The following is a 23,422-nucleotide window of genomic DNA, read 5'->3' as shown; positions in this document are numbered from 1 at the left end:
AACACCCCCACCTTCTACACTGTCCATCGAATAGCCGTTGCAGTCCCTCGCCCCTAACAAGAGCAGGACCACCCGCCATGTTCGATATCCGCGACTATCCCCAGGCCCTGGCCGTGAGCCAGTCCGCCACCCCCTCCGACGACGATTACCGCCGCCTCTACCGCCAGTCGGTGGATGACCCCGACACCTTCTGGGCCGAACAGGCCAAGCGACTGGACTGGGTCAAGCCCTGGTCGAGCGTGCAGCAATGCGACCTGAAGACCGGCAATGCCCGCTGGTTCGACGGCGCCCAGCTCAACGTCAGCTACAACTGCATCGACCGCCACCTGGCAACGCGTGGTGAACAGACGGCCCTGCTGTGGGAAGGCGACGATCCCAACGACAGCAAGGCCATCAGCTACCGTGAACTGCACCGCCAGGTCTGCCGCCTGGCCAACGCCCTGAAGGCACGCGGGGTGAAGAAAGGCGACCGGGTATGCATCTACATGCCGATGATCCCCGAAGCCGCCTACGCCATGCTCGCCTGCACGCGTATCGGCGCCATCCACTCGGTGGTGTTCGGCGGCTTTTCCCCCGACGCCCTGCGCGACCGCATCCTCGATGCCGACTGCCGCACCGTGATCACCGCCGACGAGGGCGTGCGTGGCGGCAAGCGCATCCCCCTCAAGCAGAATGTCGACAAGGCACTCGCCAGCTGCCCCAACGTCGATAACGTACTGGTGGTGAAGCGCACGGGCACCGATGTGGCCTGGAGCGACGGGCGTGACCTCTGGTACCACGAAGTCACCGAGAAGGCCGGCGACGACTGCCCGCCCGAACCGATGGCGGCCGAAGACCCATTGTTCATCCTCTATACCTCCGGCAGCACCGGCAAACCCAAAGGCGTGCTGCACAGCACCGCCGGCTACCTGCTGCAGGCGACCATGACCTTCAAGACCGTGTTCGACTACCGTGACGGCGAGGTGTTCTGGTGCACCGCCGACGTCGGCTGGGTCACCGGCCACAGCTATATCGTCTATGGCCCGTTGGCTAACGGCGCGATCTCGCTGATGTTCGAAGGCGTGCCCAACTACCCCGACAGCTCGCGCTTCTGGCAGGTCGTCGACAAGCACCGGGTGAACATCTTCTACACCGCGCCTACCGCGCTGCGCGCACTGATGCGCGAAGGCGCCGGCCCCCTGCAGAGCACCTCACGCAAGAGCCTGCGCCTGCTCGGCAGTGTCGGCGAGCCGATCAATCCGGAAGCCTGGGAATGGTACTTCGAGGAAGTCGGGCAGAAACGCTGCCCGATCGTCGACACCTGGTGGCAGACCGAGACCGGCGGCATCATGCTCACGCCCCTGCCCGGCACGCCACGGCTCAAGCCGGGTTGCGCCACCCAGCCGATGTTCGGCGTGCAACCGGTGTTGCTGGATGAGAAAGGCAAACTCATCGAAGGTCCTGGGGCCGGCCTGCTGGCGATCAAGGCCAGCTGGCCTGGGCAGATCCGCAGCGTCTACGGCGATCACCAGCGCATGGTCGACACCTACTTCAAGCCCATGCCCGGCTACTACTTCACCGGCGACGGCGCCCGGCGCGATGCCGATGGCGACTACTGGATCACCGGGCGCATCGACGATGTGATCAACGTCTCCGGCCACCGTATCGGCACCGCCGAGGTGGAAAGCGCCCTGGTGCTGCACGACAAGGTCGCCGAAGCGGCCGTGGTCGGTTATCCGCACGATCTCAAGGGTCAGGGCGTGTATGCCTTCGTCACCCCCATGAACGGCGTCGAGCCGGACGATGCGCTCAAGGCCGAGCTGCTGGCCCTGGTCAGCAAGGAAATCGGCAGCTTCGCCAAGCCCGAACTGATCCAGTGGGCGCCGGCCCTGCCCAAGACCCGCTCGGGCAAGATCATGCGGCGTATACTGCGCAAGATCGCCTGCAACGAACTGGACAACCTGGGAGACACTTCTACCCTTGCCGATCCAAGCGTGGTCCAGGGCCTGATCGACAAACGCCTCAATCGATAACACGCGGCCGGGTGGCCGCCATGAACCCAAGGTCACCATGGAAGCCCTACGTCGCCGCATCGAAACCCAGGTCATGAGCCTCACCGGCGTGGCCCTCGGCCAGCTCGACCTGGAATCGCCCAAGGGTGACCCCGGCCTGTTCGGGCCAAAGAGCATCAGCTGGCAGGTGCATGGCGACTTTCCCAGCATGCTGGTCGGCGGAATCAGCGCGCTGATGCTGCAACTGCTGCACCCACTGGCGCTGGCTGGCGTATGGGATCATTCGAACTTTCGCCACGACCTGCTCGGTCGCCTGCGTCGCACCAGCCAGTTCATCTCCGGCACCACCTTCGGTTCGACCCGCGACGCCGAGTGGCTGATCGACAAGGTACGCACCATCCATCTTCAGGTGGTCGGCACCGCACCTGACGGACGGCCCTACGCGGCCAGCGACCCCGACCTGCTGACCTGGGTGCATGTGGCCGAGGTCAGCAGTTTCCTTGCCGCCCACCTGCGCTACCGCAACCCTGCCCTGCCCCGCGCCAGCCAGGATGCCTACTACGCCGAAATCGCCCTGATCGCCGAACGCCTGGGCGCGCGCGACGTGCCACGTTCCTGCAACGCAGTGGAGGACTACCTGCGCCGCATGCGCCCACAACTGCAATGTGACAGCCGTAGCCTGGAGGTGGTGGACATCCTGCTCAAGGCCCCGGCCCCCAGCCGCCTGGCCGAACCGGTGGGCAAGCTGATGCTCAAGGCGGGCATCGACCTGCTGCCGGACTGGGCGAGCGACATGCTCGGGCTGCACCAGGGGCCACTGGCCCGGCACATGATCCGCCTGGGCCTGGGCAGGACCGCCCCGGTGCTGCGCTGGGCCATGCGCAATGGCTCTGCACACCGCGCCAGGCGGCGCATGGGCATCGAATGAGGTATTTTGGTTCGTTCATCGGAACCGATTTAACGTGCCATACTCCAAGCACTCCAGCCTGATACAGACGAAGCGACACATGCCCAAAGGATTGACCCGCGCCATCGGCGCACTGCTGGCCCTCGTGGCCCTGTACGGCCTGCTCGGCTTTTTCATTCTCCCCGGCGTCGCCCTGCGCATCGCCAACCAGCAACTGGCGCAGTACGCCACGGTGCCCGCGCACCTGCAACGCATCGAACTCAACCCGTTCAGCCTCGAACTGACGCTCTGGGGCCTGCAGATCGGCGAGCCCGGCAAGGAACAGGTCGGCTTCGAACGCCTGTACGCCAACTTGTCCCTCGACAGCCTGTGGACCAAGGCCCTGCGCCTGGACGCGGTGGAACTGGACAAACCCCGCACCGAGCTGCTGTTCGCCAAGGACGGCAGCCTCAACCTGGCCCAGTTGTTCAAGATCCCGCCCAGCGAGCCCAAGCCCGAGGAACCGCCAAGCGACCCGTTCCCGCTGCGCATCGCCAGCATCAAGCTCAGCGAAGGTTATCTGCATTTCCAGGACCTGCGCCCCAGCGAGCCCATCGAGTTCCTCTACGATTCGATGAACCTGGAGCTGAAGAACCTCAGCACCCTGCCTGACGACAATGCCGACATGACCCTGGTGGCCAACGGCCCGGCCGGTGGGCGCATCGACTGGAGCGGCACCCTCAGCCTGGCCCCGATCGCCTCCGAAGGTACCCTGAAGGTCACTGATGGCCAGATGAAGCTGTTCTGGCCCTACGTGCGCGACGCCGTACCGCTGGTGCTGGAAGACGGCTTGCTCAGCCTGGACACCCACTACAAGCTCAACCTCGCCAAGGAGACCGAGCTGCTGCTCGACAACACCTCCGTGCGAGTCGCGTCGTTCGCCATCAAGGCCCCGGATGGCCGGCCACTGGCCCGCCTGGCCAGCCTGGAAGTGAGCGAAACCTCTATCGACCTGGCCAAGCAACTGGTCACTGTCGGCAAGATCCGCAGCGAGAAGCTGGAAACCTGGGCGGCACTGGAAAAGGACGGCCAGCTCGACTGGCAGAAACTGTTCGCCAGCCAACCGGCCAAGGCCACGCCAAAGGAAAAGGCCGAGCCCGCCGCCGCACAACCGGCGCCGGAAGAACAGGCCGCCAAGGAACCCGGCAAGCCCTGGCAGGTGCTGCTCAAGGACGTACAGGCGCGCAACTACATGGTCCACCTGGCCGACCGCAGCCAGAAGGAGCCCGTGGCGCTGGACGTAGGCCCGCTCAACCTCGACCTGCAGAACTTCGACAGCCTCAACCAGTCGCCCTTCACCCTGAAGCTGGACACCGGCGTGGGCAAGCAGGGCAAGCTGCAGGCCGCGGGCCAGGTCAATCTGGCGCCGGTGAGCGCCAAGCTGGACGTCGCCACCCGAGACATCGACCTGCGCGTCGCCCAGGCCTACATCAGCCCGTTCATCCGCCTGGAACTGCGCAGCGGCATGCTCTCCAGCGACCTGAAGGTCGACCTCAAGAGCACCGAGCCACTGGCCTTCAGCATCACTGGCAAGGCCCAGGCCAACCAGCTGCACACCCTGGACACCATCAAGAATCGCGACTTCGTCAAATGGCAGCAGGTCAACGTCGACGGCCTGTCCTATGTGCATGGTGATGCCCTGTCGATCGACAAGGTCACCCTGCTACAGCCTTACGCGCGCTTCATCATCAACGAAGACCGCACCACCAACGTCGACGACCTGCTGATTCCACAGCCCGCCGACAAGCCGGCTGCGGCGCCGAGCAAGCCGGCAGCCCCCGGCACTGGCAAGGAACTGGGCATCCGTATTGGCCAGATCAGTATCAACGATGGTTCGGCCAACTTCGCCGACCTGACCCTGACGCCCAATTTCGCCACCGCGGTGCAGCAGCTCAATGGCCAGATCGGCACCATCGACAACCGCAAGCCGTTGCCGGCCAAGGTGGATATCAAGGGCAAGGTGGACCGCTACGCGCCAGTGACCATCAAGGGCGCGCTCAACCCGTTCAGCCCGCTGGCCAGCCTGGACATCGCCACCAGCTTCAAGCGTGTCGAGCTGACCACGCTCACCCCCTACTCCGGCAAGTTCGCGGGCTTGCGGATCCGCAAGGGCCGGCTGAACCTCGACCTGCACTACCTGATCACCAATGGCCAGCTCAAGGCCGAGAACAAGGTGGTGATCGAGCAGCTGCAACTGGGCGAGAAAGTCGACAGCCCGGACGCGGTGGACCTGCCGATCCGCCTGGCCGTTGCCCTGCTCAAGGACACCGAAGGCAAGATCTCCATCGAGCTGCCGGTATCGGGCGACCTCAACAACCCGCAGTTCAGCGTGATGCCCATCGTCTGGCAGACCCTGCGCAACCTGGTACTGCGCGCAGCCCAGGCGCCGTTCAAGCTGCTCGGCGGGCTGGTCTCTGGTGGCGGTGCGGAGGATCTGGGCAATGTCTCGTTCGCAGCGGGCTCCAGCGACCTCACGCCAGAAGTGCAAACCTCTCTGGACAAGCTCGCCTCGGCCCTCAAGGAGCGCCCCGAGCTGCGCCTGGAGATCGAAGGCACCGCCGCCCAGAGCAGCGACGGCCCACTGATCGCCCAGCAGCGCCTGGAGCGCGAATACCAGGCCACCTGGTACAAGATCCTGCAGCGCCGTGGCGACAAGGTTCCGGCCAACGCCTCGCTGCTGGTGGTCGACGACAGCGACAAGCCGGCGATGCTCGAAGGCATCTACCGCGCTCGCCTCAAGCAGCAACCGCCGGCCGAGTGGGAGAAGCTCGGGCGCGACGAGCGGACCACCAAGCTGCGCGAGGCCGTGATCAAGTCATGGGCCGAAAGCCCCGCCCTGCTACGCAACCTGGGCCAGGAACGGGCCAGCAGCATCAAGGACTACCTGGTGGACAAAGGGCAGCTGGAAGATGACCGGGTGTACTTCATCGATACCAACCTCGGCCAGGCTGAAAGCGATGGGCGGGTGGTGACGCCGATGCACCTGGACGCCGAGTAGCCCTTCACGATCAAGTCGCCTTCATCGCCGGCAAGCCGGCGATGAAGGCAGCACAGGCGATCAATCCCATCAGGCCAGCCGCTGCCCCGACACTGCCGGGTGATACAGCGGCTGCACCTTGTTCCCCGCCGGGTCCAGCAAGTGGAAACTGCGCGCGCCGTCGCCATGGTTGAACGGCCGATCCAGCAGCGTCACGCCATGGGCCTTGAAGTACTGGTACCAGGCTTCGAGCTCCTCCACGCTATCGACGACAAAGCCATAGTGGTCCAGGGTCTGGAAACCGTTCGAGGCCCCCGCGCCGCGCCCCAGCGACAGGTTGTCATTGCCACAGGTCAGGTACACCAGGTCTTCGTTGGCACGGTTGAGCACCTCCATGCCCAGCACATCGACATAGAAGCGCTCGCATTCCTCGAGGTTGGGCACCAGCAGGGCGATGTGACGCAGGCCATTCAGACGACCAGGGCGGGCGGGCAGATCGGACATGAGAGAAGCTCCTTTTTTGTATACAATTCAAATCTGAATTTAAAACAAAAGGAGCTTCCTGTGTACTGCCTGTTCATCAAGACACGGGTGAAACCCGGTACCGCCGACACCTTCCTCAGCGCCATCAAGGCCAATGCCGCCGCATCGGTGGCCACCGAGCCGGGCTGCCTGGTGTTCGATGTGTCGCAGGACCGCGACGATGCGCACGTGATCTACCTGTACGAGATCTACCAGGATGACGCGGCGTACGACGCCCATACCCAGACCGCGCACTTCTGGGATAGCCGGCCGCTGGTGGAACCGTTGATCGTGGAGCAGGTGTGCTTCGAGAGCGATGTGATCGCACGCAATCCGGCGCTATAGCGCCCTGTGTAGGAGCGGCCTCGTGCCGCGAAAGGGCTGCAACGCAGCTCCTGATCCCTGCTCCGAGGCAGAAATTGATGGGGCCGCTGCGCGGCCCTTTCGCGGCGCAAGGCCGCTCCTACAGGGACAGCACAAAGCACAAGCCCCGGCTAATGCCGGGGCTTGTGCTTGAAGGGGTGGCCAATTCCCTTTGGCCGCCGGGACATCCCTTACTCGGACTTCAGGCCATCAGCCGAGACGGCCTGCACGCCTTTGATCTTCTTGGCGATGGCGACTGCCATTTCCTTCTGGGCGTCGGTAATGGCCACCTCCGAGGACAGCGATACCACGCCTTTGTTGGTTTCGACCTTGATGTCACTGCCTGGCACGCCTTTCTCGGTCATCAGGTCAGCTTTCACCTTGGTGGTGATCCAGGTGTCGGAAGTAGCTTCCTTGGCTTTGGTCACCTCACCGGCCGCCAGCGTCATCGGGGCCTGGGTGGACTGGGCAGCGAACGCCGCGTTAGCCATGGTCAGGGTCAGAGCGGTGGCAGTAGCGGCAGCAATGGCGAACTTCTTCATGTGGGTCACTCCTGTTTTTCGAAAGGTCTGCGCCTTGGTTCCTGGCGTCAGGTAGGAGTGATGTTGCACAGCGTATGCCAGTTTTCAGATTTAAAATTAACCATTAAAAATCAATAAGTTAACTATTAATGCAAAAAGCCGTGATCGTGCATTTTGCAAGTCCTGGCAAATTCCTGCATGCAAGATGCAAGTCCACAAGAGAAAGGCACAGGCATAAAAAAAGGACCCCGAAGGGTCCTTCTTCTCAGCCTGGAAGGCTTAGACGCCCGATGCCTTGGCAGCGGCGACGTCCTTGATCGACAGCTTGATACGACCGCGGTTGTCCACGTCCAGTACCAGCACTTCGACTTCCTGGCCTTCCTTGAGCACGTCGGTGACCTTCTCGACGCGAGCATCGCTCAGCATGGAGATGTGCACCAGGCCGTCCTTGCCCGGCAGGATGTTGACGAAGGCGCCGAAGTCGACGATGCGCTCGACCTTGCCGACGTAGATCTTGCCGATCTCGGCCTCGGCGGTGATGCCCAGGATGCGCTGCTTGGCAGCGTCCGCGGCTTCCTTGGTCTCGCCGAAGATCTTGATCGAGCCGTCGTCTTCGATATCGATCGAAGCCTTGGTCTCTTCGCAGATGGCGCGGATGGTGGCGCCGCCCTTGCCGATGACGTCACGGATCTTGTCGGTGTCGATCTTCATCGCGATCATGGTCGGGGCGTTGGCCGACAGCTCGGTACGCGACTCGCCGATGATCTGGTTCATCTGGCCGAGGATGTTCAGGCGCGCTTCCAGGGCCTGGCCCAGGGCGATTTCCATGATCTCTTCGGTGATGCCGTTGATCTTGATGTCCATCTGCAGCGCGGTAACACCCTTGGCGGTACCGGCTACCTTGAAGTCCATGTCGCCCAGGTGGTCTTCGTCACCGAGGATGTCGGTCAGGACGGCGAACTTGTCACCTTCCTTGACCAGACCCATGGCGATACCGGCGACCGGGGCTTTCATCGGCACGCCGGCGTCCATCAGGGCCAGCGAGGCGCCGCAGACCGAAGCCATGGAGCTGGAACCGTTGGACTCGGTGATTTCCGACACCACGCGGATGGTGTACGGGAACACGTCGGCGGCCGGCAGCATGGCCTGGACCGAGCGACGGGCCAGACGGCCGTGGCCGATTTCGCGACGACCGGCACCGCCCATGCGGCCACACTCGCCCACCGAGAACGGCGGGAAGTTGTAGTGCAGCATGAAGGGGTCTTTCTTCTCGCCTTCCAAGGTGTCCAGCAGCTGGGCGTCACGGGCAGTACCCAGGGTCGCGACGACCAGGGCCTGGGTTTCGCCACGGGTGAACAGCGCCGAACCGTGAGTCTTCGGCAGAACACCGACTTCGATGTTCAGCGGACGCACGGTCTTGGTGTCACGACCGTCGATACGTGGCTTGCCGTTGACGATGTTCTCGCGAACGGTGCGGTATTCGATCTCGCCGAAGATGTCTTTGACTTCAGCAGCCGATGGCTGGCCTTCTTCACCGGAGAACTTGGCGATCGCCTGATCGCGCAGTTCGCCCAGGCGCGCATAGCGGTCGGCCTTGACGGTGATGGTGTAGCCCTGGGAAACAGCCTCGCCGAACTCGGCGCGGATGGCGTCGAACAGCGCGGTGTTGGCAACGGCGGGTTTCCAGTCCCAGGTTGGCTTGGCGGCTTCGGCAGCCAGCTCCTTGACGGCCTTGATCACGGCCTGGAATTCATCGTGGGCGAACAGCACGGCGCCCAGCATCTGGTCTTCGGTCAGCTCCTGGGCTTCCGACTCGACCATCAGCACGGCGGACTCGGTACCGGCAACGACCATGTCCAGGCTCGAGGCAGCCAGTTGCTCGTAGGTCGGGTTCAGCAGATAGCCGGTGCTTTCGTGGAAGGCGACGCGGGCGGCGCCGATCGGGCCTTCGAACGGAATGCCGGAAATGGCCAGGGCAGCCGAGGTACCGATCATCGCGGCGATGTCCGGATCGGTCTTCTTGCTGGTGGAAACCACGGTGCAGACGACCTGGACTTCGTTCATGAAGCCTTCAGGGAACAGCGGGCGGATCGGACGGTCGATCAGGCGCGAGGTCAGGGTTTCTTTCTCGGAAGGACGGCCTTCACGCTTGAAGAAACCACCAGGGATCTTGCCGGCAGCGTAGGTTTTTTCCTGGTAGTGCACGGACAGCGGGAAGAAGCCCTTGCCCGGATCGGCTTGCTTGGCACCGACCACGGTCACCAGCACGGTGACATCGTTGTCGACGGTGACCAGCACGGCGCCGGTGGCCTGACGGGCAATGCGGCCCGTTTCGAGGGTAACGGTCGATTGACCGAACTGGAACGTCTTGATTACCGGGTTCACGGTTTCCTACCTTTTTCAGTGGCTCTTGGGGGAACTGGTTCTTGCGAATTCTTGGGCAGAACGGGGAATCGGCCCCATTGACCGTCCAGATACAACACGAGGCTGGGAGCCTGGCGCCGAGCGGTAGAACCGCACGACAGACCAGGCTGCCAACCTCGCAGATCGCGCGGCGTGTCCAACGGCAACGCTGACAGGCAGCGTTGCCGAAGAATGCGACACACCATGCAACACCACTGGCCAGGCCGCTATTAGCGACGCAGACCCAGGCGACCGATCAGGGCGCTGTAACGAGTGGTGTCCTTGCCCTTCAGGTAGTCCAGCAGCTTACGACGCTGGTTGACCATACGGATCAGACCACGACGGGAGTGGTGGTCTTTTTCGTTGGCCTTGAAGTGGCCTTGCAGCTTGTTGATGTTGAAGGTCAGCAGGGCAACCTGAACTTCCGGGCTACCGGTGTCGCCGGCGGCTTGCTGATAGTCTGCAACGATCTGAGCTTTTTCTTCGACGCTGAGGGCCATTTGGCTTCTCCTGATAAACGGATCCCGTAAACGGTCTCCAATAGGCCAGGGACGAATCCCCGTATTAATAAGAAGAGGTGTGACCGTGCCTAATAACAGCCACCCTCGATACCACCGGTTTCAGCCGAAGCCTCTGCCCGTGGTTTCGGTCATTCCGACCGAATCAGTCGACGCGGCGCGATGCGCCCGTCTTCGCTCACTTCACCGATACCGATGAAGCGACCATTATGATCCTGTACCCGGACCATGCCGAACTGCGGCGCCTCCGGCGCGCGTACCGCCTGGCCATGCAGCCAGTAGAACGCGCTATGTTCGGAGAGACCTACCAGTGGCCAGTCCTGCAGCCCGCTGTCGGATGGCATCAAGAAGCGATCGAGCGCTTCGTTGCCGCCTTCGGCGTGGGCCTGTTCGAGCGCCTCGAGCGTCACCGTCTGTGCCAGCTCGAAGGGGCCTGCCTGGGTACGGCGCAGTTCGGCGACGTAGGCACCACAGCCCAGCGCCTCACCGATATCCTCGACCAAAGTGCGGATATAGGTGCCCTTGCTGCAGCCAACCGACAGGCGCGCCCGGGTGCCTTCGCACTCGAGCAGCTCCAAGCGGCCAATAGTAACAGAACGCGCCTCGCGCTCCACTACCTCTCCTGCACGCGCCAGCTTGTACAGCGGCTGGCCATCGCGCTTGAGCGCCGAGTACATCGGCGGTACCTGGAGGATGTCGCCACGAAAACGTGGAATGACGGCTTCGATATCGGCGCGACCAACGGTCACTTCGCGGGTCTGCAGGACTTCGCCCTCGGCGTCCGCCGTGCTGGTGGTCTGGCCCAGCTGCATGACCGTTTCGTAACCCTTGTCGGAGTCGAGCAGGTACTGCGAAAACTTGGTCGCCTCGCCGAAGCACAGCGGCAGCACGCCGGTGGCCAGCGGGTCGAGGCTGCCGGTATGGCCGGCCTTTTCCGCGTTGAGCAACCAGCGGACTTTCTGCAGCGCGGCGTTGGAGGTGAACCCCAGCGGCTTGTCGAGCAGGATGATGCCGCTGACATTGCGGCGGATACGTTTGACCTGGGCCACCGCTTACTCCTTGGTGTCCGGCTCGTCGGCATCCTTGTGCTGGCGATCTTCGGCCACCGCACGCTCGATAAGTGCCGACAGATGGGCACCGCGACTGACGCTTTCATCGAAGTGGAAATGCAGCTGCGGCACGCTGCGCAGCTGCATGACGCGGCCAAGGTGCAGGCGCAGGAAGCTCGCGGCGCTGGTCAAGGCTTTGAGGGTCTGCGGCACGGCGTCGGCGCCGTCCTGGCCCATCACGGTGATGAAGACCTTGGCATGGCCCAGGTCGCGGCTGACGTCGACGGCGGTAATGGTCACCAGGCCGACGCGCGGGTCTTTGACTTCACGGCGGATCAGTTCCGACAGCTCACGCTGCATCTGATCGCCGATGCGTTGGGTACGGCTGTATTCTTTTGCCATTTTTGCTACCTGTTACGTAAAGCGGCAAACGCCCGGTCAGGCGGAAACCTGACCGGGCGCTACCTGCAGAGGCGCTGCCAGCCGCCTTGCGACGGGGGCTGCGCCAGGCTCGATCCTTACAGGGTACGAGCCACCTGGACTTTCTCGAAGACTTCGATCTTGTCGCCGACCTTGACGTCGTTGTAGCTCTTGACGCCGATACCGCACTCCATGCCGTTACGCACTTCGGCAGCGTCGTCCTTGAAGCGACGCAGCGACTCCAGCTCGCCTTCGAAGATCACTACGTCCTCCCGCAGTACGCGGATCGGACGGTTGCGGTACACGGTACCCTCGATGACCATACAGCCGGCGATGGCGCCGAACTTCGGCGAACGGAACACGTCACGCACTTCCGCGACACCCAGGATGTTCTCGCGAACATCGCTGCCGAGCATGCCGGTCAGGGCCTTCTTGACGTCTTCGATGATGTCGTAGATCACGTTGTAGTAACGCATATCCAGACCTTCCTGCTCGACGATCTTGCGCGCGCCGGCATCGGCACGCACGTTGAAGCCGAACAGCACCGCGTTGGACGCCAGCGCCAGGTTGGCGTCGCTCTCGGTGATACCACCGACGCCGCCACCGATGACGCGCACCTGAACTTCGTCGTTACCCAGGCCGCCGAGCGAGCCTTGCAGGGCCTCCAGAGAACCGCGCACGTCGGTCTTGAGGACGATGTTGAGGGTCTTCTTCTCTTCCTGACCCATGGTCTCGAAGATGTTTTCCAGCTTGCCGGCGTGAGCACGGGCCAGCTTGACCTCGCGGTACTTGCCTTGACGGAACAGGGCAACTTCACGGGCCTTCTTCTCGTCGGCGACCACGGACAGCTCGTCACCGGCTTCCGGCGTGCCATCCAGGCCGAGGATCTCGACCGGGATCGACGGGCCGGCTTCCTTCACAGGCTTGCCGTTCTCGTCGAGCATGGCGCGCACGCGGCCATAGTTGGAGCCGACCAGGACCATGTCGCCCTGACGCAGGGTACCGTCCTGAACCAGGATCGTGGCAACCGGGCCACGGCCCTTGTCCAGACGCGATTCGACCACGACACCACGACCCGGAGCGGTCGGCGTGGCGGTCAGCTCGAGGATCTCGGCCTGCAGCAGAACCGCTTCGAGCAGCTCGTCGACACCGGTACCCATCTTCGCCGAGACCTTGACGAACGGCGTATCACCGCCCCAGTCCTCGGAGGTCACGCCTTCGACGGCCAGCTCGTTGCGGATGCGATCGAGGTCGGCACCCGGCTTGTCGATCTTGTTCACCGCGACGACCAGCGGAACGCCGGCAGCCTTGGCGTGCTGAACGGCTTCGCGGGTCTGCGGCATCACGCCGTCGTCCGCCGCCACCACCAGGATGACGATGTCGGTGGCCTTGGCACCACGGGCACGCATCTGGGTGAACGCAGCGTGACCCGGGGTATCGAGGAAGGTGACCATGCCGCGGTCGGTTTCCACGTGGTAGGCACCGATGTGCTGGGTGATGCCACCGGCTTCGCCAGCAGCAACCTTGGCACGACGGATATAGTCGAGCAGCGAGGTTTTACCGTGGTCGACGTGGCCCATGACGGTCACGACCGGCGCGCGGGACTCGACTTCACCTTCGAACTTCAGCGATTCGGCCAGGGAGTCTTCCAGGGCGGTGTCGCTGATCAGGGTAACCTTGTGGCCCAGTTCTTCGGCGACCAGTTGAGCGGTCTCCTGGTCCAGCACCTGGTTGATGGTGACCGGAGTGCCCAGCTTGAACATGAACTTGACGACTTCGGCGGCCTTGACCGACATCTGTTGCGCCAGTTCCGAGACGGTGATGGTCTCGCCGATGGTCACGTCGCGGATGACCGGACCGGTCGGGTTCTGGAAGCCATGCTGGTTGCGCTTCTTCGGCTTGCCCTTGCCACCGCGACCGCGACGAAAACCATCGCTCTCTTCGTCGGTGGTGCGTGGCGCGGCGCGCGGAGTCGGAGCCTTTTCCTTCTCCTTGACCTTGACCTTGATGGAAACGCGTGGCGCTTCGCCACGACGCTCGCCAGCCGCACCACCGCCGCCGCCGCGACGTTCATCGTCACGGGCACGGCTTTCGTTGCGACGCGCTTCTTCCTTCTTGCGCTCGGCAGCACGGGCAGCGGCGTCTTCCGAAACCGGTGCATCGGCCACTACCGGGGCCGGGGCAGGCTCGGCCTTCGGCGCAGGCGCCGCAGCCGGTGCTTCGGCCGCCTGACGACGGGCTTGCTCTTCGTTGCGCTGGCGTACTTCGGCCTCGACCTTCTCGCGGGCGGCGTTTTCCGCCGCGCGGCGCTCTTCCTGCTCGCGCTTCTGCTCGGCCTGGATCTCTTCCGGGCTGCGCTGCACGAAGACTTTCTTCTTGCGTACTTCTACGCTGATGCTCTTGCTACCGGCGACACGCAGAGTGCTGGTGGTCTTGCGCTGCAAGGTGATCTTGCGCGGCTCTTCCGCCTTGCTCTTGTGGCTGCTCTTCAAATGGGTCAGCAGGGTCTGCTTCTCATTGTCGGTCACTACCTGACCGGCGTCGGTGTGCGGCAGACCTGCCTCACGCATCTGCTGCAGCAGGCGCTCTACCGGTGCCTCGACCTCTTGGGCCAGTTCTTTCACCGTGACTTGCGTCATGCACTTCTCTCCTCAGGCCGCGCCTAATTACTCGAACCAGTGGGCTCGGGCGGCCATGATCAACTTGCCGGCACGCTCTTCGTCGATGCCGTCGATGTCGAGCAGATCGTCGATCGACTGCTCGGCCAGGTCTTCGCGGTTAACCACGCCGCGCACCGCCAGTTCCGCCGCCAGGTCCTTGTCCATGCCCTCGAGGGAGAGCAGGTCGTCGGCCGGATGGGCGTCTGCCAGTTTTTCTTCGGTAGCGATGGCCTTGGTCAACAAGCGGTCCTTGGCACGAGCGCGGAGCTCGTTGACGATGTCCTCGTCAAAGCCATCGATGTTGAGCATTTCTTCCAACGGTACGTAAGCAATTTCTTCGAGGCTGGTGAAGCCTTCGTCGACCAGCACTTGTGCCAGCTCCTCGTCGACTTCCAGTTCCTCGATGAAGTTACGCAGGATGTCGCCTGTTTCCGCCTGTTGCTTGGCCTGGATGTCCTTCTCGGTCATCACGTTCAGGGTCCAGGCGGTCAGCTGGCTGGCCAGGCGGACGTTCTGACCGCCACGGCCGATGGCCTGGGCCAGGTTGTCCTCGGCCACGGCGATGTCCATGGCATGGGCATCTTCATCAACGATGATCGCGGCAACCTCTGCCGGCGACATGGCGTTGATGACGAACTGCGCCGGGTTCTCGTCCCACAGGACGATATCCACACGCTCGCCACCCAGCTCGCCGGATACGGCCTGGACGCGCGAACCACGCATGCCGATACAGGCACCTTGCGGGTCGATGCGCTTGTCCTTGGAGCGGACGGCGATCTTGGCGCGCGACCCCGGATCACGGGAGGCGGCCATGACTTCGATGAGACCTTCGGCGATTTCCGGCACTTCGATGCGGAACAGCTCGATGAGCATCTGCGGCGCGGTGCGCGACAGGATCAACTGCGGACCGCGGTTCTCGGTGCGGATTTCCTTGAGCAGCGCACGCAGGCGCACGCCGACGCGGAAGGTCTCACGCGGGATGATGTCTTCACGAGCCAGCAGCGCCTCGGCATTGTTGCCCAGGTCGACGATGACGTTGTCGCGGGTGACCTTCTTCACGGTGCCGGAGATGATCTCGCCGACGCGCTCGCGATAGGCGTCGACCACCTGGGCGCGCTCGGCTTCGCGAACCTTCTGCACGATGACCTGCTTGGCGGTCTGGGCGGCGATACGGCCGAATTCGATCGACTCAATCTTCTCTTCGATCACGTCACCGATCTTGGCGTCCGGGTGCGTGTCCTGGATCTTTTCCAGCCAGGTCTCGATCGCCGGATCGTCCAGGTCGTTCTCGTCGACCACGGTCCAGCGGCGGAAGGTCTCGTAGCTACCGGTGTGGCGGTTGATTTCCACACGCAGGTCGACTTCGTCCTCAAAACGTTTTTTGGTTGCAGTGGCCAGGGCCACTTCCAGCGCTTCGAAAATGACGCCGGGCGGTACACCCTTTTCGTTGGATACCGATTCAACAACCAGCAGTACTTCTTTGCTCATCGTACGCCTCGCCTTGCGCAAGCCATTGGGCCCGGAAAGTCCGCCGGGCCCGGCACGTCTCAGTCAAAACTGGGAATAATATTGGCCTTGTCGATCGAGTCGATCGGCAGCAGGAACTCGTTGTTGTCCACCTGGACCACCACATCCTGCTCCTCCACACCACGGAGAAGGCCCTGGAAGTTACGACGACCCTCGAAGGGCGTACGCAGCTTGATCTTCACCTGCTCGCCGGCATGCGAAGCAAACTGTTCAAGGGTGAACAGCGGGCGGTCCATGCCTGGAGAGGATACCTCGAGGGTATATTCAGAGCTGATCGGATCTTCCACATCGAGGATGGCGCTGGCCTGACGGCTGACCGCTTCGCAGTCGTCCACCAGGATCCCGTCTTCCTTGTCGATGTAGATACGCAGTACCGAATGCTTGCCTTGGGAGACGTATTCGATCCCCCAGCATTGATAGCCCAGACCCTCGACAACCGGGGCCAACAAGGCCTGCAACTGTTCTAGCTTGCTCGACACCTGAACCCCCTCGTGCATGCTGTGCAAATAAAAAATGGGCGAAGCGCCCATCCCTGAAAGCGCCGTTGGACAACGGCACCTAAAACTGTTCGGCTAGCAAAAAGCCCCTGAAAAGGGGCTCCGCTGAGACTGGTTGCGGGGGCTGGATTTGAACCAACGACCTTCGGGTTATGAGCCCGACGAGCTACCAAGCTGCTCCACCCCGCGACAAAGCTGGGGCGAAAGTATAAGACTGAACCCTTTGCTGGGTCAATCCGACCTCCACCTGCAAGAAAGCCCGCTACAGCGGGCTCTCATGCTTCAATTGGTACCGAGAAGGGGACTCGAACCCCTACACCCTATGGGCACAACCACCTCAAGGTTGCGTGTCTACCAATTCCACCACCTCGGCAATACTACTTCTTGAAACCCGTTACTGCTGCTCTTTGGCTGGAGGAGGTACGTCACCAGAGTTGGTGGTTTCGCTCTTCTGCTGCTGGAGCACCGGTACATCATCATTGACTGCCGGCTTTGGCTCTTTGACTTCCAGCACCGCTGGATCTGGCAAGCCAGCTTGATTCAGCTGGTGAGCCTGCTGCTTGGCGAAGTATCCTAACCCAAGTGCAGTCAAAAAGAAAGTGGCAGCAAGTATAGCAGTAACTTTACTCAAAAAGGTAGCGGAACCTTGGCTTCCGAACACAGTATTTGAAGCACCTGCGCCGAAAGATGCACCTGCTTCCGCACCTTTACCCTGTTGCAGCAGCACCATTACAACCAGTGCCAACGCTGCCAACAGATGAAAAACAACGATGACTGTTTCCAGCATTTGTTCAGTTTCCTGCGGCGCGACAAATTGCACCGAATTCGTCTGCGTTCAGGGACGCTCCACCAATGAGCCCCCCATCGATATCCGGCATGCCGAACAGTTCGGCCGCATTGGCCGCCTTCACGCTGCCGCCGTAGAGAAGTCGCACATTCGCTGCAACTTCGGCGTCCTTCGCCGCCAACTGCTTGCGGATGGCTGCATGCACATCCTGGGCTTGCTGTGGCGAGGCCGTCAAACCAGTACCAATGGCCCATACAGGCTCATAGGCAATTACTGCATTGGCGAAAGCCTTGATACCGAACATCTCGATAACACTGCTTAGTTGACGCTCTACAACTTCGAGCGTTTCGCCCGCTTCGCGCTCCGCGAGAGTTTCCCCTATACAGAGCACCGGCGTCAAACCACTTTTCTGAGCGGCTGCAAACTTCTGATTCAGCACTTCGTCACTTTCACCAATAATCTGGCGACGCTCGGAGTGCCCGACCAAAACATACTTGCAACCTGCTTCAGCCAACTGACTCGGTGCAACTTCCCCGGTCAGCGCGCCTTGTTCAAGCTGTACAGCAGAATTCTGTGCGCCTACGGCGATTTCCTTGCCCTCGAGCCCATCAACAACTTGATTGATGAACAAGGCCGGTGGAAACACCGCGACTTCCACACCGTTCGGCAGGGGCATATTGCCCAAGCCCTGGGTCAGCTCAGCGACGCTGGCGCGGGTACCGTGCATCTTCCAGTTACCAGCTACCATGGGGCGACGCATGCTTTACCTCGTCGGTCAAAGTGGGCGCAGATCTTACCCAACACGATCTGCGCTGGCAAGCCTCTTTCAGGCACAAACTTCTTCGACGAGCTTGGCCAGGGCCTCGGCATGGCCGCGCACCTGCCCTTCGTCGTCACCTTCGACCATCACCCGCACCAGCGGCTCGGTACCGGACTTGCGCAACAGCACGCGCCCACGCCCCGCCATGGCTTCGGTCGCCTTGGCGCTGGCTTCCTTGACCAGTGGGTTTTCCAGTGGGTCGCTCTTGCCCGCCGCGAAACGCACATTGATCAGCACCTGCGGGCACTTGCGCACGGCCTGACGCGCCTGGGACAGGTTCTCGCCCCGGCGCTTGAGCGCCATCAGCACCTGCAAGGCCGCGATGATCGCATCCCCCGTGGTGGTGTGGTTGGCGCACACGACGTGCCCGGAGTTCTCGCCACCCAGCAGCCATTCGCGCTCGAGCAGTTCGGCCATGACGTAACGATCACCGACTTTCGCCCGCACGAACGGGATATCCAGCTCCTTGAACGCCAGTTCCAGGCCCAGGTTGCTCATCAACGTGCCAACGACGCCACCCTGCAGCTTGCCGCGCTCCTGCAGGTCACGACCGATGATGAACAGCAGCTCGTCACCGTCGACGATGGCGCCGGTATGGTCGACCATCAGCACGCGATCACCATCGCCATCGAAGGCGATGCCGAGGTCCGCATGCCCAACCAAGACCGCAGCCTGCAGCGACTCGATGTGGGTCGAACCACAGTTTTCGTTGATGTTCAGACCATCCGGAGCGGCATGCAGCACCGTGACATCGGCACCCAGCTCACGGAATACGCTCGGCGCTACCTTGTAGGTGGCGCCGTGAGCGCAATCCACGACGATCTTCAGGCCGTCGAAGCTGGTGCTGCTAGGCACGCTGCTCTTGCAGAATTCGATGTAGCGCCCGGCGGCATCATTGATGCGCGAGACCTTGCCCAGCTTGCTGGAGTCGACGACGTTCATCGGCTGATCGAGCAGCTCTTCGATCATCAGCTCGACTTCGTCCGGCAGCTTGGTGCCGGCACCGGAGAAGAACTTGATGCCGTTGTCGTCATGAGGATTGTGCGAAGCACTGATGACGATCCCGGCTTCGGCATGAAAGGTACGGGTCAGGTAGGCGATGGCCGGGGTCGGCATCGGCCCGAGCAGCATCACATCAGCCCCCGCTGCGGACAGGCCGGCCTCCAGGGCGGACTCGAACATGTAGCCGGAAATCCGTGTGTCCTTGCCCACCAGCACCCGGCAATTGCCTTGCTTGCGGAACGCCATGCCGGCGGCCCAGCCGAGCTTCAGCATGAAGTCGGGGGTGATGGGGTACTGGCCAACACGACCACGGATACCATCGGTACCAAAGTATTTTCTGCTCATAGTGACTCCAATGTTCTTATTCGGCGCTCTGCACGGCGGCGATCATGCGCACGACATCGACGGTTTCGGCGACGTCGTGTACCCGCAGGATGCTCGCGCCCTTGGTCATGGCCAGGGCGGCCAGGGCCAGACTGCCGTAGAGCCGCTCGCCAACCGGACGATCCAGCGCGAGGCCGATCATGCTCTTGCGCGAGACGCCCACCAGGAGTGGCCGCCCCAGGCGGTAGAGCGCTTCCATGTGTTTGAAAAGGCTGAGGTTGTGCTCAAGAGTCTTGGCAAAGCCGAACCCCGGATCGAGGATGATGCGCTCAGCCCCGATGCCGGCCGCCGCGCAGGCGGCCATACGCTGTTCAAGATAGCGCGTTACATCGGCTGTCACATCCTCGTACTGCGGATTGTCCTGCATGTTGCCCGGCTCGCCACGCATGTGCATGAGGCAGACCGGCAGGCCGGTATCGGCCGCCGCATCGAGCGCGCCATCACGCTCCAGGGCACGCACGTCGTTGATCAGCCCTGCACCAAGGCGGGCCGTCTCACGCATGACCGAAGGTGTCGAGGTGTCGACCGAGATGATCACATCGAGCCGACTGCTGATCGCCTCGACAATGGGCGCCACGCGCTCCAATTCCTCGATAGGCGAGACGGCGCGAGCCCCAGGACGGGTGGACTCGCCACCTACGTCGATCAGGGTCGCACCGGCCGCCACCATCTCCTCGGCATGGCGCAACGCTGCATCGCGCTGACTGAAGCGCCCACCATCGGAGAACGAGTCTGGGGTGACATTGAGGATACCCATGACATGGGTACGGGACAAATCAAGAACCCGGTTGCCGCAAGGCAACCGGGTCGGGTACTGCGTCAAGCTCATAGATACCCTTAGTGTTGAGCCGCTGGACCGCCGATCGGCGACTCCGGACGATCGTCCTGGGAAGCCTGGTTACCGGAGGTACCCGAGTCATTATCCCAGTCACGCGGCTCGCGCGGGGTACGACCCGCCATGATGTCGTCGATCTGGTCGGCATCGATGGTTTCGTACTTCATCAAGGCTTCGGCCATGGCGTCGAGCTTGTCGCGGTTGTCGGTGAGAATCTGCTTGGCCGTGGCGTAGCACTGGTCGATGATGCTGCGCACCTCGGAGTCGATCATCTTGGCGGTCTCGCCCGAGACGCTGGCGTGCTGGCTGCCAGCGCTGCGACCGAGGAACACCTCGCCCTCCTCTTCCGCGTACATCAGCGGGCCGAGTTTCTCGGACAGGCCCCACTTGGTGACCATGTTCCGGGCAATCTGGCTGGCACGCATGATGTCGTTGGAAGCACCGGTGGTGACGCCATCGAAGCCCAGGGTCATCTCTTCGGCGATACGGCCGCCGTACAGCGAACAGATCTGGCTGATCAGCGCGCGCTTGGACAGGCTGTAGCGATCTTCCTCCGGCAGGAACATGGTCACGCCCAGGGCACGACCACGAGGAATGATCGACACCTTGTAGACCGGATCATGCTCGGGAACGACGCGACCGACGATGGCGTGGCCCGCCTCGTGGTAGGCGGTGTTCTGCTTCTCTTTCTCGGACATGACCATGGTCTTGCGCTCGGCGCCCATCATGATCTTGTCCTTGGCCAGCTCGAACTCCTTCATTTCGACCAGGCGCTTGCTGGCACGGGCGGCGAACAGCGAGGCCTCGTTGACCAGGTTGGCCAGGTCGGCACCGGAGAAGCCAGGCGTACCACGGGCGATGACCGCGGCATTGACGTTCTCGCCGACCGGTACTTTGCGCATGTGGACTTTCAGGATCTGCTCGCGACCACGGATATCCGGCAGGCCGACCACGACCTGGCGGTCGAAGCGGCCAGGGCGCAGCAGCGCCGGGTCGAGCACGTCCGGACGGTTGGTGGCGGCGATGACGATGATGCCATCGTTCATCTCGAAGCCATCCATCTCGACCAGCAACTGGTTCAGGGTCTGCTCGCGCTCGTCGTGACCGCCACCCATGCCGGCGCCACGGTGGCGACCGACGGCGTCGATTTCGTCGATGAAGATGATGCACGGCGCGTGCTTCTTGGCCTGCTCGAACATGTCACGAACACGGCTGGCACCCACGCCGACGAACATCTCGACGAAGTCGGAACCGGAAATGGTGAAGAACGGTACCTTGGCTTCACCGGCAATGGCCTTGGCCAGCAGGGTCTTACCGGTACCGGGCGGGCCGACCATCAGCACGCCACGCGGGATGCGACCACCCAGACGCTGGAACTTGCCCGGGTCGCGCAGGAATTCGACCAGCTCGCCGACTTCTTCCTTGGCCTCGTCGCAACCGGCAACGTCGGCCAGGGTGGTCTTCACCTGGTCTTCGGACAGCAGGCGCGCCTTGCTCTTGCCGAAGCTCATCGGCCCGCCCTTGCCACCGGCGCCGCCCTGCATCTGACGCATGAAGAACATGAACACGGCGATGATCACCAGGATCGGGAAGCTGGCCACCAGCAGCTGGGTCCAGATGCTCTGCTGCTCCGGCTGCTTGCCTTCGACGGTCACGTGATTGTCGACCAGGTCGCCGATCAGGCCGTTGTCGGTGATGGCCGGGCGCACGGTCTTGAAGTTGTCGCCATCGGTGCGCTTGCCGGTAATGATGTAGCCGTCGACGGTCACGCGCTCGACCTTGCCATCCTTGACCTGCTGGATGAAGTCGGAATAGTTGAGGGTCTGCGGCTCGTTAGGGCTGGAGAAGTTGTTCATCACCGTCACCAGGACGGCGGCGATGATCAACCACAGGATCAGATTCTTTGCCATGTCGTTCAATTCGCTACCCTCTGAGGCCGGCGCACGACGCAGCCGTGCCTCGCATGATATTCATCGCCCTAACTTACTACATTACCTACGCATCCGCAGGCACCGTCTGTAACCCTTTGTGAAAGCTAGACTACACGAAGTTCGGACGATCCAGACGGGGCTGCCGATTGGAAATAACTATCGGCAACCCCGCAAAACGCCTCTCATGCCCCCTTGAAGCCCCTGGCCAGCAGGTACTGCTCGCGGGAGCGATCCCGCGAAGACGACGGCTTGCGCATCTGCACCTTGTCGAACTTGCCTCGTACCTCCTTGAGGTACACATCGAAACCTTCACCTTGGAAGATCTTGATCAGGAAGTCGCCGCCAGGGCGCAGTACACGGGTTGCCAAATCGAGCGCGAGCTCGCAGAGGAACATGGCGCGCGGGATGTCCACCGCGGGCGTACCACTCATATTGGGGGCCATGTCGGAAATCACAAGGTCCACGTGTGAATCGCCCACCGCCTGCAGGATGTCGGCGAGCACTTCGTCCTTGGTGAAATCGCCCTGGATGAAGGTCACGTCGGCGATCGCGTCCATCTCCAGGATGTCCGAGGCGATCAAGCGACCCTGGCCACCGATCAGACGACTGGTCACCTGGGACCAGCCTCCGGGCGCCGCGCCGAGGTCGATGACGCTCATGCCGGGACGGATCAGCTTGTCCTTTTCCTGGATCTCCAGCAGCTTGTAGCTGGCGCGCGAACGGTAGCCGTCCTTCTGCGCCTGCTTGACGAAGGGGTCGTTGAAATGCTCTCGCAGCCAGTTTGCGCTGCTTTTGGAACGTTGTACCACGGGGCACCTCGATGATATGCGTCGTGATTGACTGGGCGGAGCCACAGGCCCTCGGGTAAAATGCCCGTCAATTTTACAGAATCAGACGAAAAGGGTCAGATTATGCCGCTCAACAACGAGCAGAAGAAGCAATACAAGTCCATTGGTCATGACCTGAAGCCGGTTCTGATCGTCGCGGGCAATGGTTTGAATGAAGGTGTCATCGCCGAACTGGAGCGCGCCCTGGCTGATCACGAGCTGATCAAGGTCGAAATCCGCTCGGAAGACCGTGAAGAGCGCGCCGCCGCCATCGCCGAACTGTGCAAGGCCGGCCGCGCAGAGCTGGTGCAGACCATCGGCAAGAAAGCGCTGATCTATCGCAAGAACCCACAGCCGAACAAGCAGCTGTCCAATATCCACCGCTACAAGTAATTGAGCGTATGGGACTGCTGCGCAGTCCTTTCGCGGCACAAGGCCGCTC

Annotated in this window: 20 protein-coding genes and 2 tRNA genes; 5 read left to right on the top strand and 17 right to left on the bottom strand. The window is 62.3% G+C overall.

Annotated elements, in window-relative coordinates; all coding sequences use genetic code 11:
* Nucleotides 1-77: 77 nt before the first annotated feature.
* From acs to N5D48_RS07160, 3 genes are all read left to right on the top strand, one after another.
* Nucleotides 78-2,012 (top strand): acetate--CoA ligase, encoded by a 1,935-nt coding sequence (gene acs, locus N5D48_RS07170; protein WP_279882619.1) that lies wholly within the window; start codon nucleotides 78-80, stop codon nucleotides 2,010-2,012.
* 37 nt (nucleotides 2,013-2,049) lie between these two features.
* Nucleotides 2,050-2,919 (top strand): oxygenase MpaB family protein, encoded by an 870-nt coding sequence (locus N5D48_RS07165; RefSeq protein WP_279882616.1) that lies wholly within the window; start codon nucleotides 2,050-2,052, stop codon nucleotides 2,917-2,919.
* Between the two features lie 79 nt (nucleotides 2,920-2,998).
* Entirely contained in the window at nucleotides 2,999-5,935 is a 2,937-nt protein-coding gene (locus N5D48_RS07160) for a DUF748 domain-containing protein (protein ID WP_279882614.1), read from the top strand.
* 69 nt (nucleotides 5,936-6,004) lie between these two features.
* On the opposite strand, the gene N5D48_RS07155 is transcribed toward N5D48_RS07160, so the two are convergent.
* Nucleotides 6,005-6,418, bottom strand: a complete 414-nt coding sequence (locus tag N5D48_RS07155; RefSeq protein ID WP_279882612.1) for a VOC family protein — start codon at nucleotides 6,416-6,418, stop codon at nucleotides 6,005-6,007.
* 60 nt (nucleotides 6,419-6,478) lie between these two features.
* Between N5D48_RS07155 and N5D48_RS07150 the strand changes: the two genes are divergently transcribed.
* On the top strand, nucleotides 6,479-6,781 hold the full coding sequence (locus N5D48_RS07150) for a putative quinol monooxygenase (protein WP_279882610.1): 303 nt from the start codon (nucleotides 6,479-6,481) through the stop codon (nucleotides 6,779-6,781).
* Nucleotides 6,782-6,990: 209 nt separating this feature from the next.
* Here N5D48_RS07150 and N5D48_RS07145 read toward each other — a convergent pair whose 3' ends face one another.
* The 16 genes from N5D48_RS07145 to rlmE form a co-directional block, all read right to left on the bottom strand.
* Complete coding sequence (locus N5D48_RS07145; protein WP_153784942.1) at nucleotides 6,991-7,341, bottom strand: BON domain-containing protein; 351 nt, start codon at nucleotides 7,339-7,341, stop codon at nucleotides 6,991-6,993.
* A gap of 258 nt (nucleotides 7,342-7,599) precedes the next feature.
* The gene (gene pnp, locus N5D48_RS07140) at nucleotides 7,600-9,705 is read right to left on the bottom strand and encodes a polyribonucleotide nucleotidyltransferase (protein WP_279806712.1); all 2,106 of its coding nucleotides are present in this window, start codon (nucleotides 9,703-9,705) and stop codon (nucleotides 7,600-7,602) included.
* A 248-nt stretch (nucleotides 9,706-9,953) separates the two neighbouring features.
* Nucleotides 9,954-10,223: a 30S ribosomal protein S15 gene (rpsO, locus tag N5D48_RS07135; RefSeq protein ID WP_023629335.1), complete on the bottom strand. Its 270-nt coding sequence runs from the start codon at nucleotides 10,221-10,223 to the stop codon at nucleotides 9,954-9,956.
* 149 nt (nucleotides 10,224-10,372) lie between these two features.
* A complete protein-coding gene (gene truB, locus N5D48_RS07130; protein ID WP_279882606.1) occupies nucleotides 10,373-11,290 on the bottom strand; it encodes a tRNA pseudouridine(55) synthase TruB in 918 nt (305 codons plus the stop codon).
* Nucleotides 11,291-11,293: 3 nt separating this feature from the next.
* Nucleotides 11,294-11,692: a 30S ribosome-binding factor RbfA gene (rbfA, locus tag N5D48_RS07125; protein ID WP_279882604.1), complete on the bottom strand. Its 399-nt coding sequence runs from the start codon at nucleotides 11,690-11,692 to the stop codon at nucleotides 11,294-11,296.
* Between the two features lie 116 nt (nucleotides 11,693-11,808).
* The gene (infB, locus tag N5D48_RS07120) at nucleotides 11,809-14,349 is read right to left on the bottom strand and encodes a translation initiation factor IF-2 (RefSeq protein ID WP_279882602.1); all 2,541 of its coding nucleotides are present in this window, start codon (nucleotides 14,347-14,349) and stop codon (nucleotides 11,809-11,811) included.
* A 27-nt stretch (nucleotides 14,350-14,376) separates the two neighbouring features.
* Complete coding sequence (nusA, locus tag N5D48_RS07115) at nucleotides 14,377-15,858, bottom strand: transcription termination factor NusA (protein ID WP_028691253.1); 1,482 nt, start codon at nucleotides 15,856-15,858, stop codon at nucleotides 14,377-14,379.
* A gap of 59 nt (nucleotides 15,859-15,917) precedes the next feature.
* The gene (gene rimP / locus N5D48_RS07110) at nucleotides 15,918-16,376 is read right to left on the bottom strand and encodes a ribosome maturation factor RimP (RefSeq protein ID WP_171031009.1); all 459 of its coding nucleotides are present in this window, start codon (nucleotides 16,374-16,376) and stop codon (nucleotides 15,918-15,920) included.
* A gap of 130 nt (nucleotides 16,377-16,506) precedes the next feature.
* A tRNA-Met gene (locus tag N5D48_RS07105) sits at nucleotides 16,507-16,583 on the bottom strand.
* Between the two features lie 98 nt (nucleotides 16,584-16,681).
* Nucleotides 16,682-16,767, bottom strand: a tRNA-Leu gene (locus N5D48_RS07100).
* Nucleotides 16,768-16,788: 21 nt separating this feature from the next.
* Nucleotides 16,789-17,181, bottom strand: a complete 393-nt coding sequence (gene secG / locus N5D48_RS07095) for a preprotein translocase subunit SecG (RefSeq protein ID WP_279882599.1) — start codon at nucleotides 17,179-17,181, stop codon at nucleotides 16,789-16,791.
* 4 nt (nucleotides 17,182-17,185) lie between these two features.
* Nucleotides 17,186-17,941 carry a triose-phosphate isomerase gene (tpiA, locus tag N5D48_RS07090; RefSeq protein WP_279882597.1) on the bottom strand — a complete coding sequence of 252 codons (756 nt, stop codon included), beginning with the start codon at nucleotides 17,939-17,941 and terminating at the stop codon, nucleotides 17,186-17,188.
* Between the two features lie 66 nt (nucleotides 17,942-18,007).
* Entirely contained in the window at nucleotides 18,008-19,348 is a 1,341-nt protein-coding gene (gene glmM / locus N5D48_RS07085; protein WP_279882595.1) for a phosphoglucosamine mutase, read from the bottom strand.
* A gap of 16 nt (nucleotides 19,349-19,364) precedes the next feature.
* Nucleotides 19,365-20,216 (bottom strand): dihydropteroate synthase, encoded by an 852-nt coding sequence (gene folP, locus N5D48_RS07080; protein WP_069016465.1) that lies wholly within the window; start codon nucleotides 20,214-20,216, stop codon nucleotides 19,365-19,367.
* A gap of 8 nt (nucleotides 20,217-20,224) precedes the next feature.
* Nucleotides 20,225-22,132 carry an ATP-dependent zinc metalloprotease FtsH gene (gene ftsH, locus N5D48_RS07075; RefSeq protein ID WP_279882591.1) on the bottom strand — a complete coding sequence of 636 codons (1,908 nt, stop codon included), beginning with the start codon at nucleotides 22,130-22,132 and terminating at the stop codon, nucleotides 20,225-20,227.
* 203 nt (nucleotides 22,133-22,335) lie between these two features.
* Nucleotides 22,336-22,962: a 23S rRNA (uridine(2552)-2'-O)-methyltransferase RlmE gene (gene rlmE / locus N5D48_RS07070; protein WP_279882589.1), complete on the bottom strand. Its 627-nt coding sequence runs from the start codon at nucleotides 22,960-22,962 to the stop codon at nucleotides 22,336-22,338.
* 102 nt (nucleotides 22,963-23,064) lie between these two features.
* On the opposite strand from rlmE, the gene yhbY reads away from it, so the two are divergent.
* Entirely contained in the window at nucleotides 23,065-23,373 is a 309-nt protein-coding gene (gene yhbY, locus N5D48_RS07065) for a ribosome assembly RNA-binding protein YhbY (RefSeq protein WP_054892619.1), read from the top strand.
* Nucleotides 23,374-23,422 lie beyond the last annotated feature (49 nt).

It is taken from the genome of Pseudomonas sp. GD03858 (assembly GCF_029840925.1).
In the GTDB taxonomy this organism is placed as follows: Bacteria; Pseudomonadota; Gammaproteobacteria; order Pseudomonadales; family Pseudomonadaceae; genus Aquipseudomonas.
The sequence above is the reverse complement of the archived record's forward strand: the minus strand, read 5'-3'. Positions and strand labels throughout refer to the sequence as shown.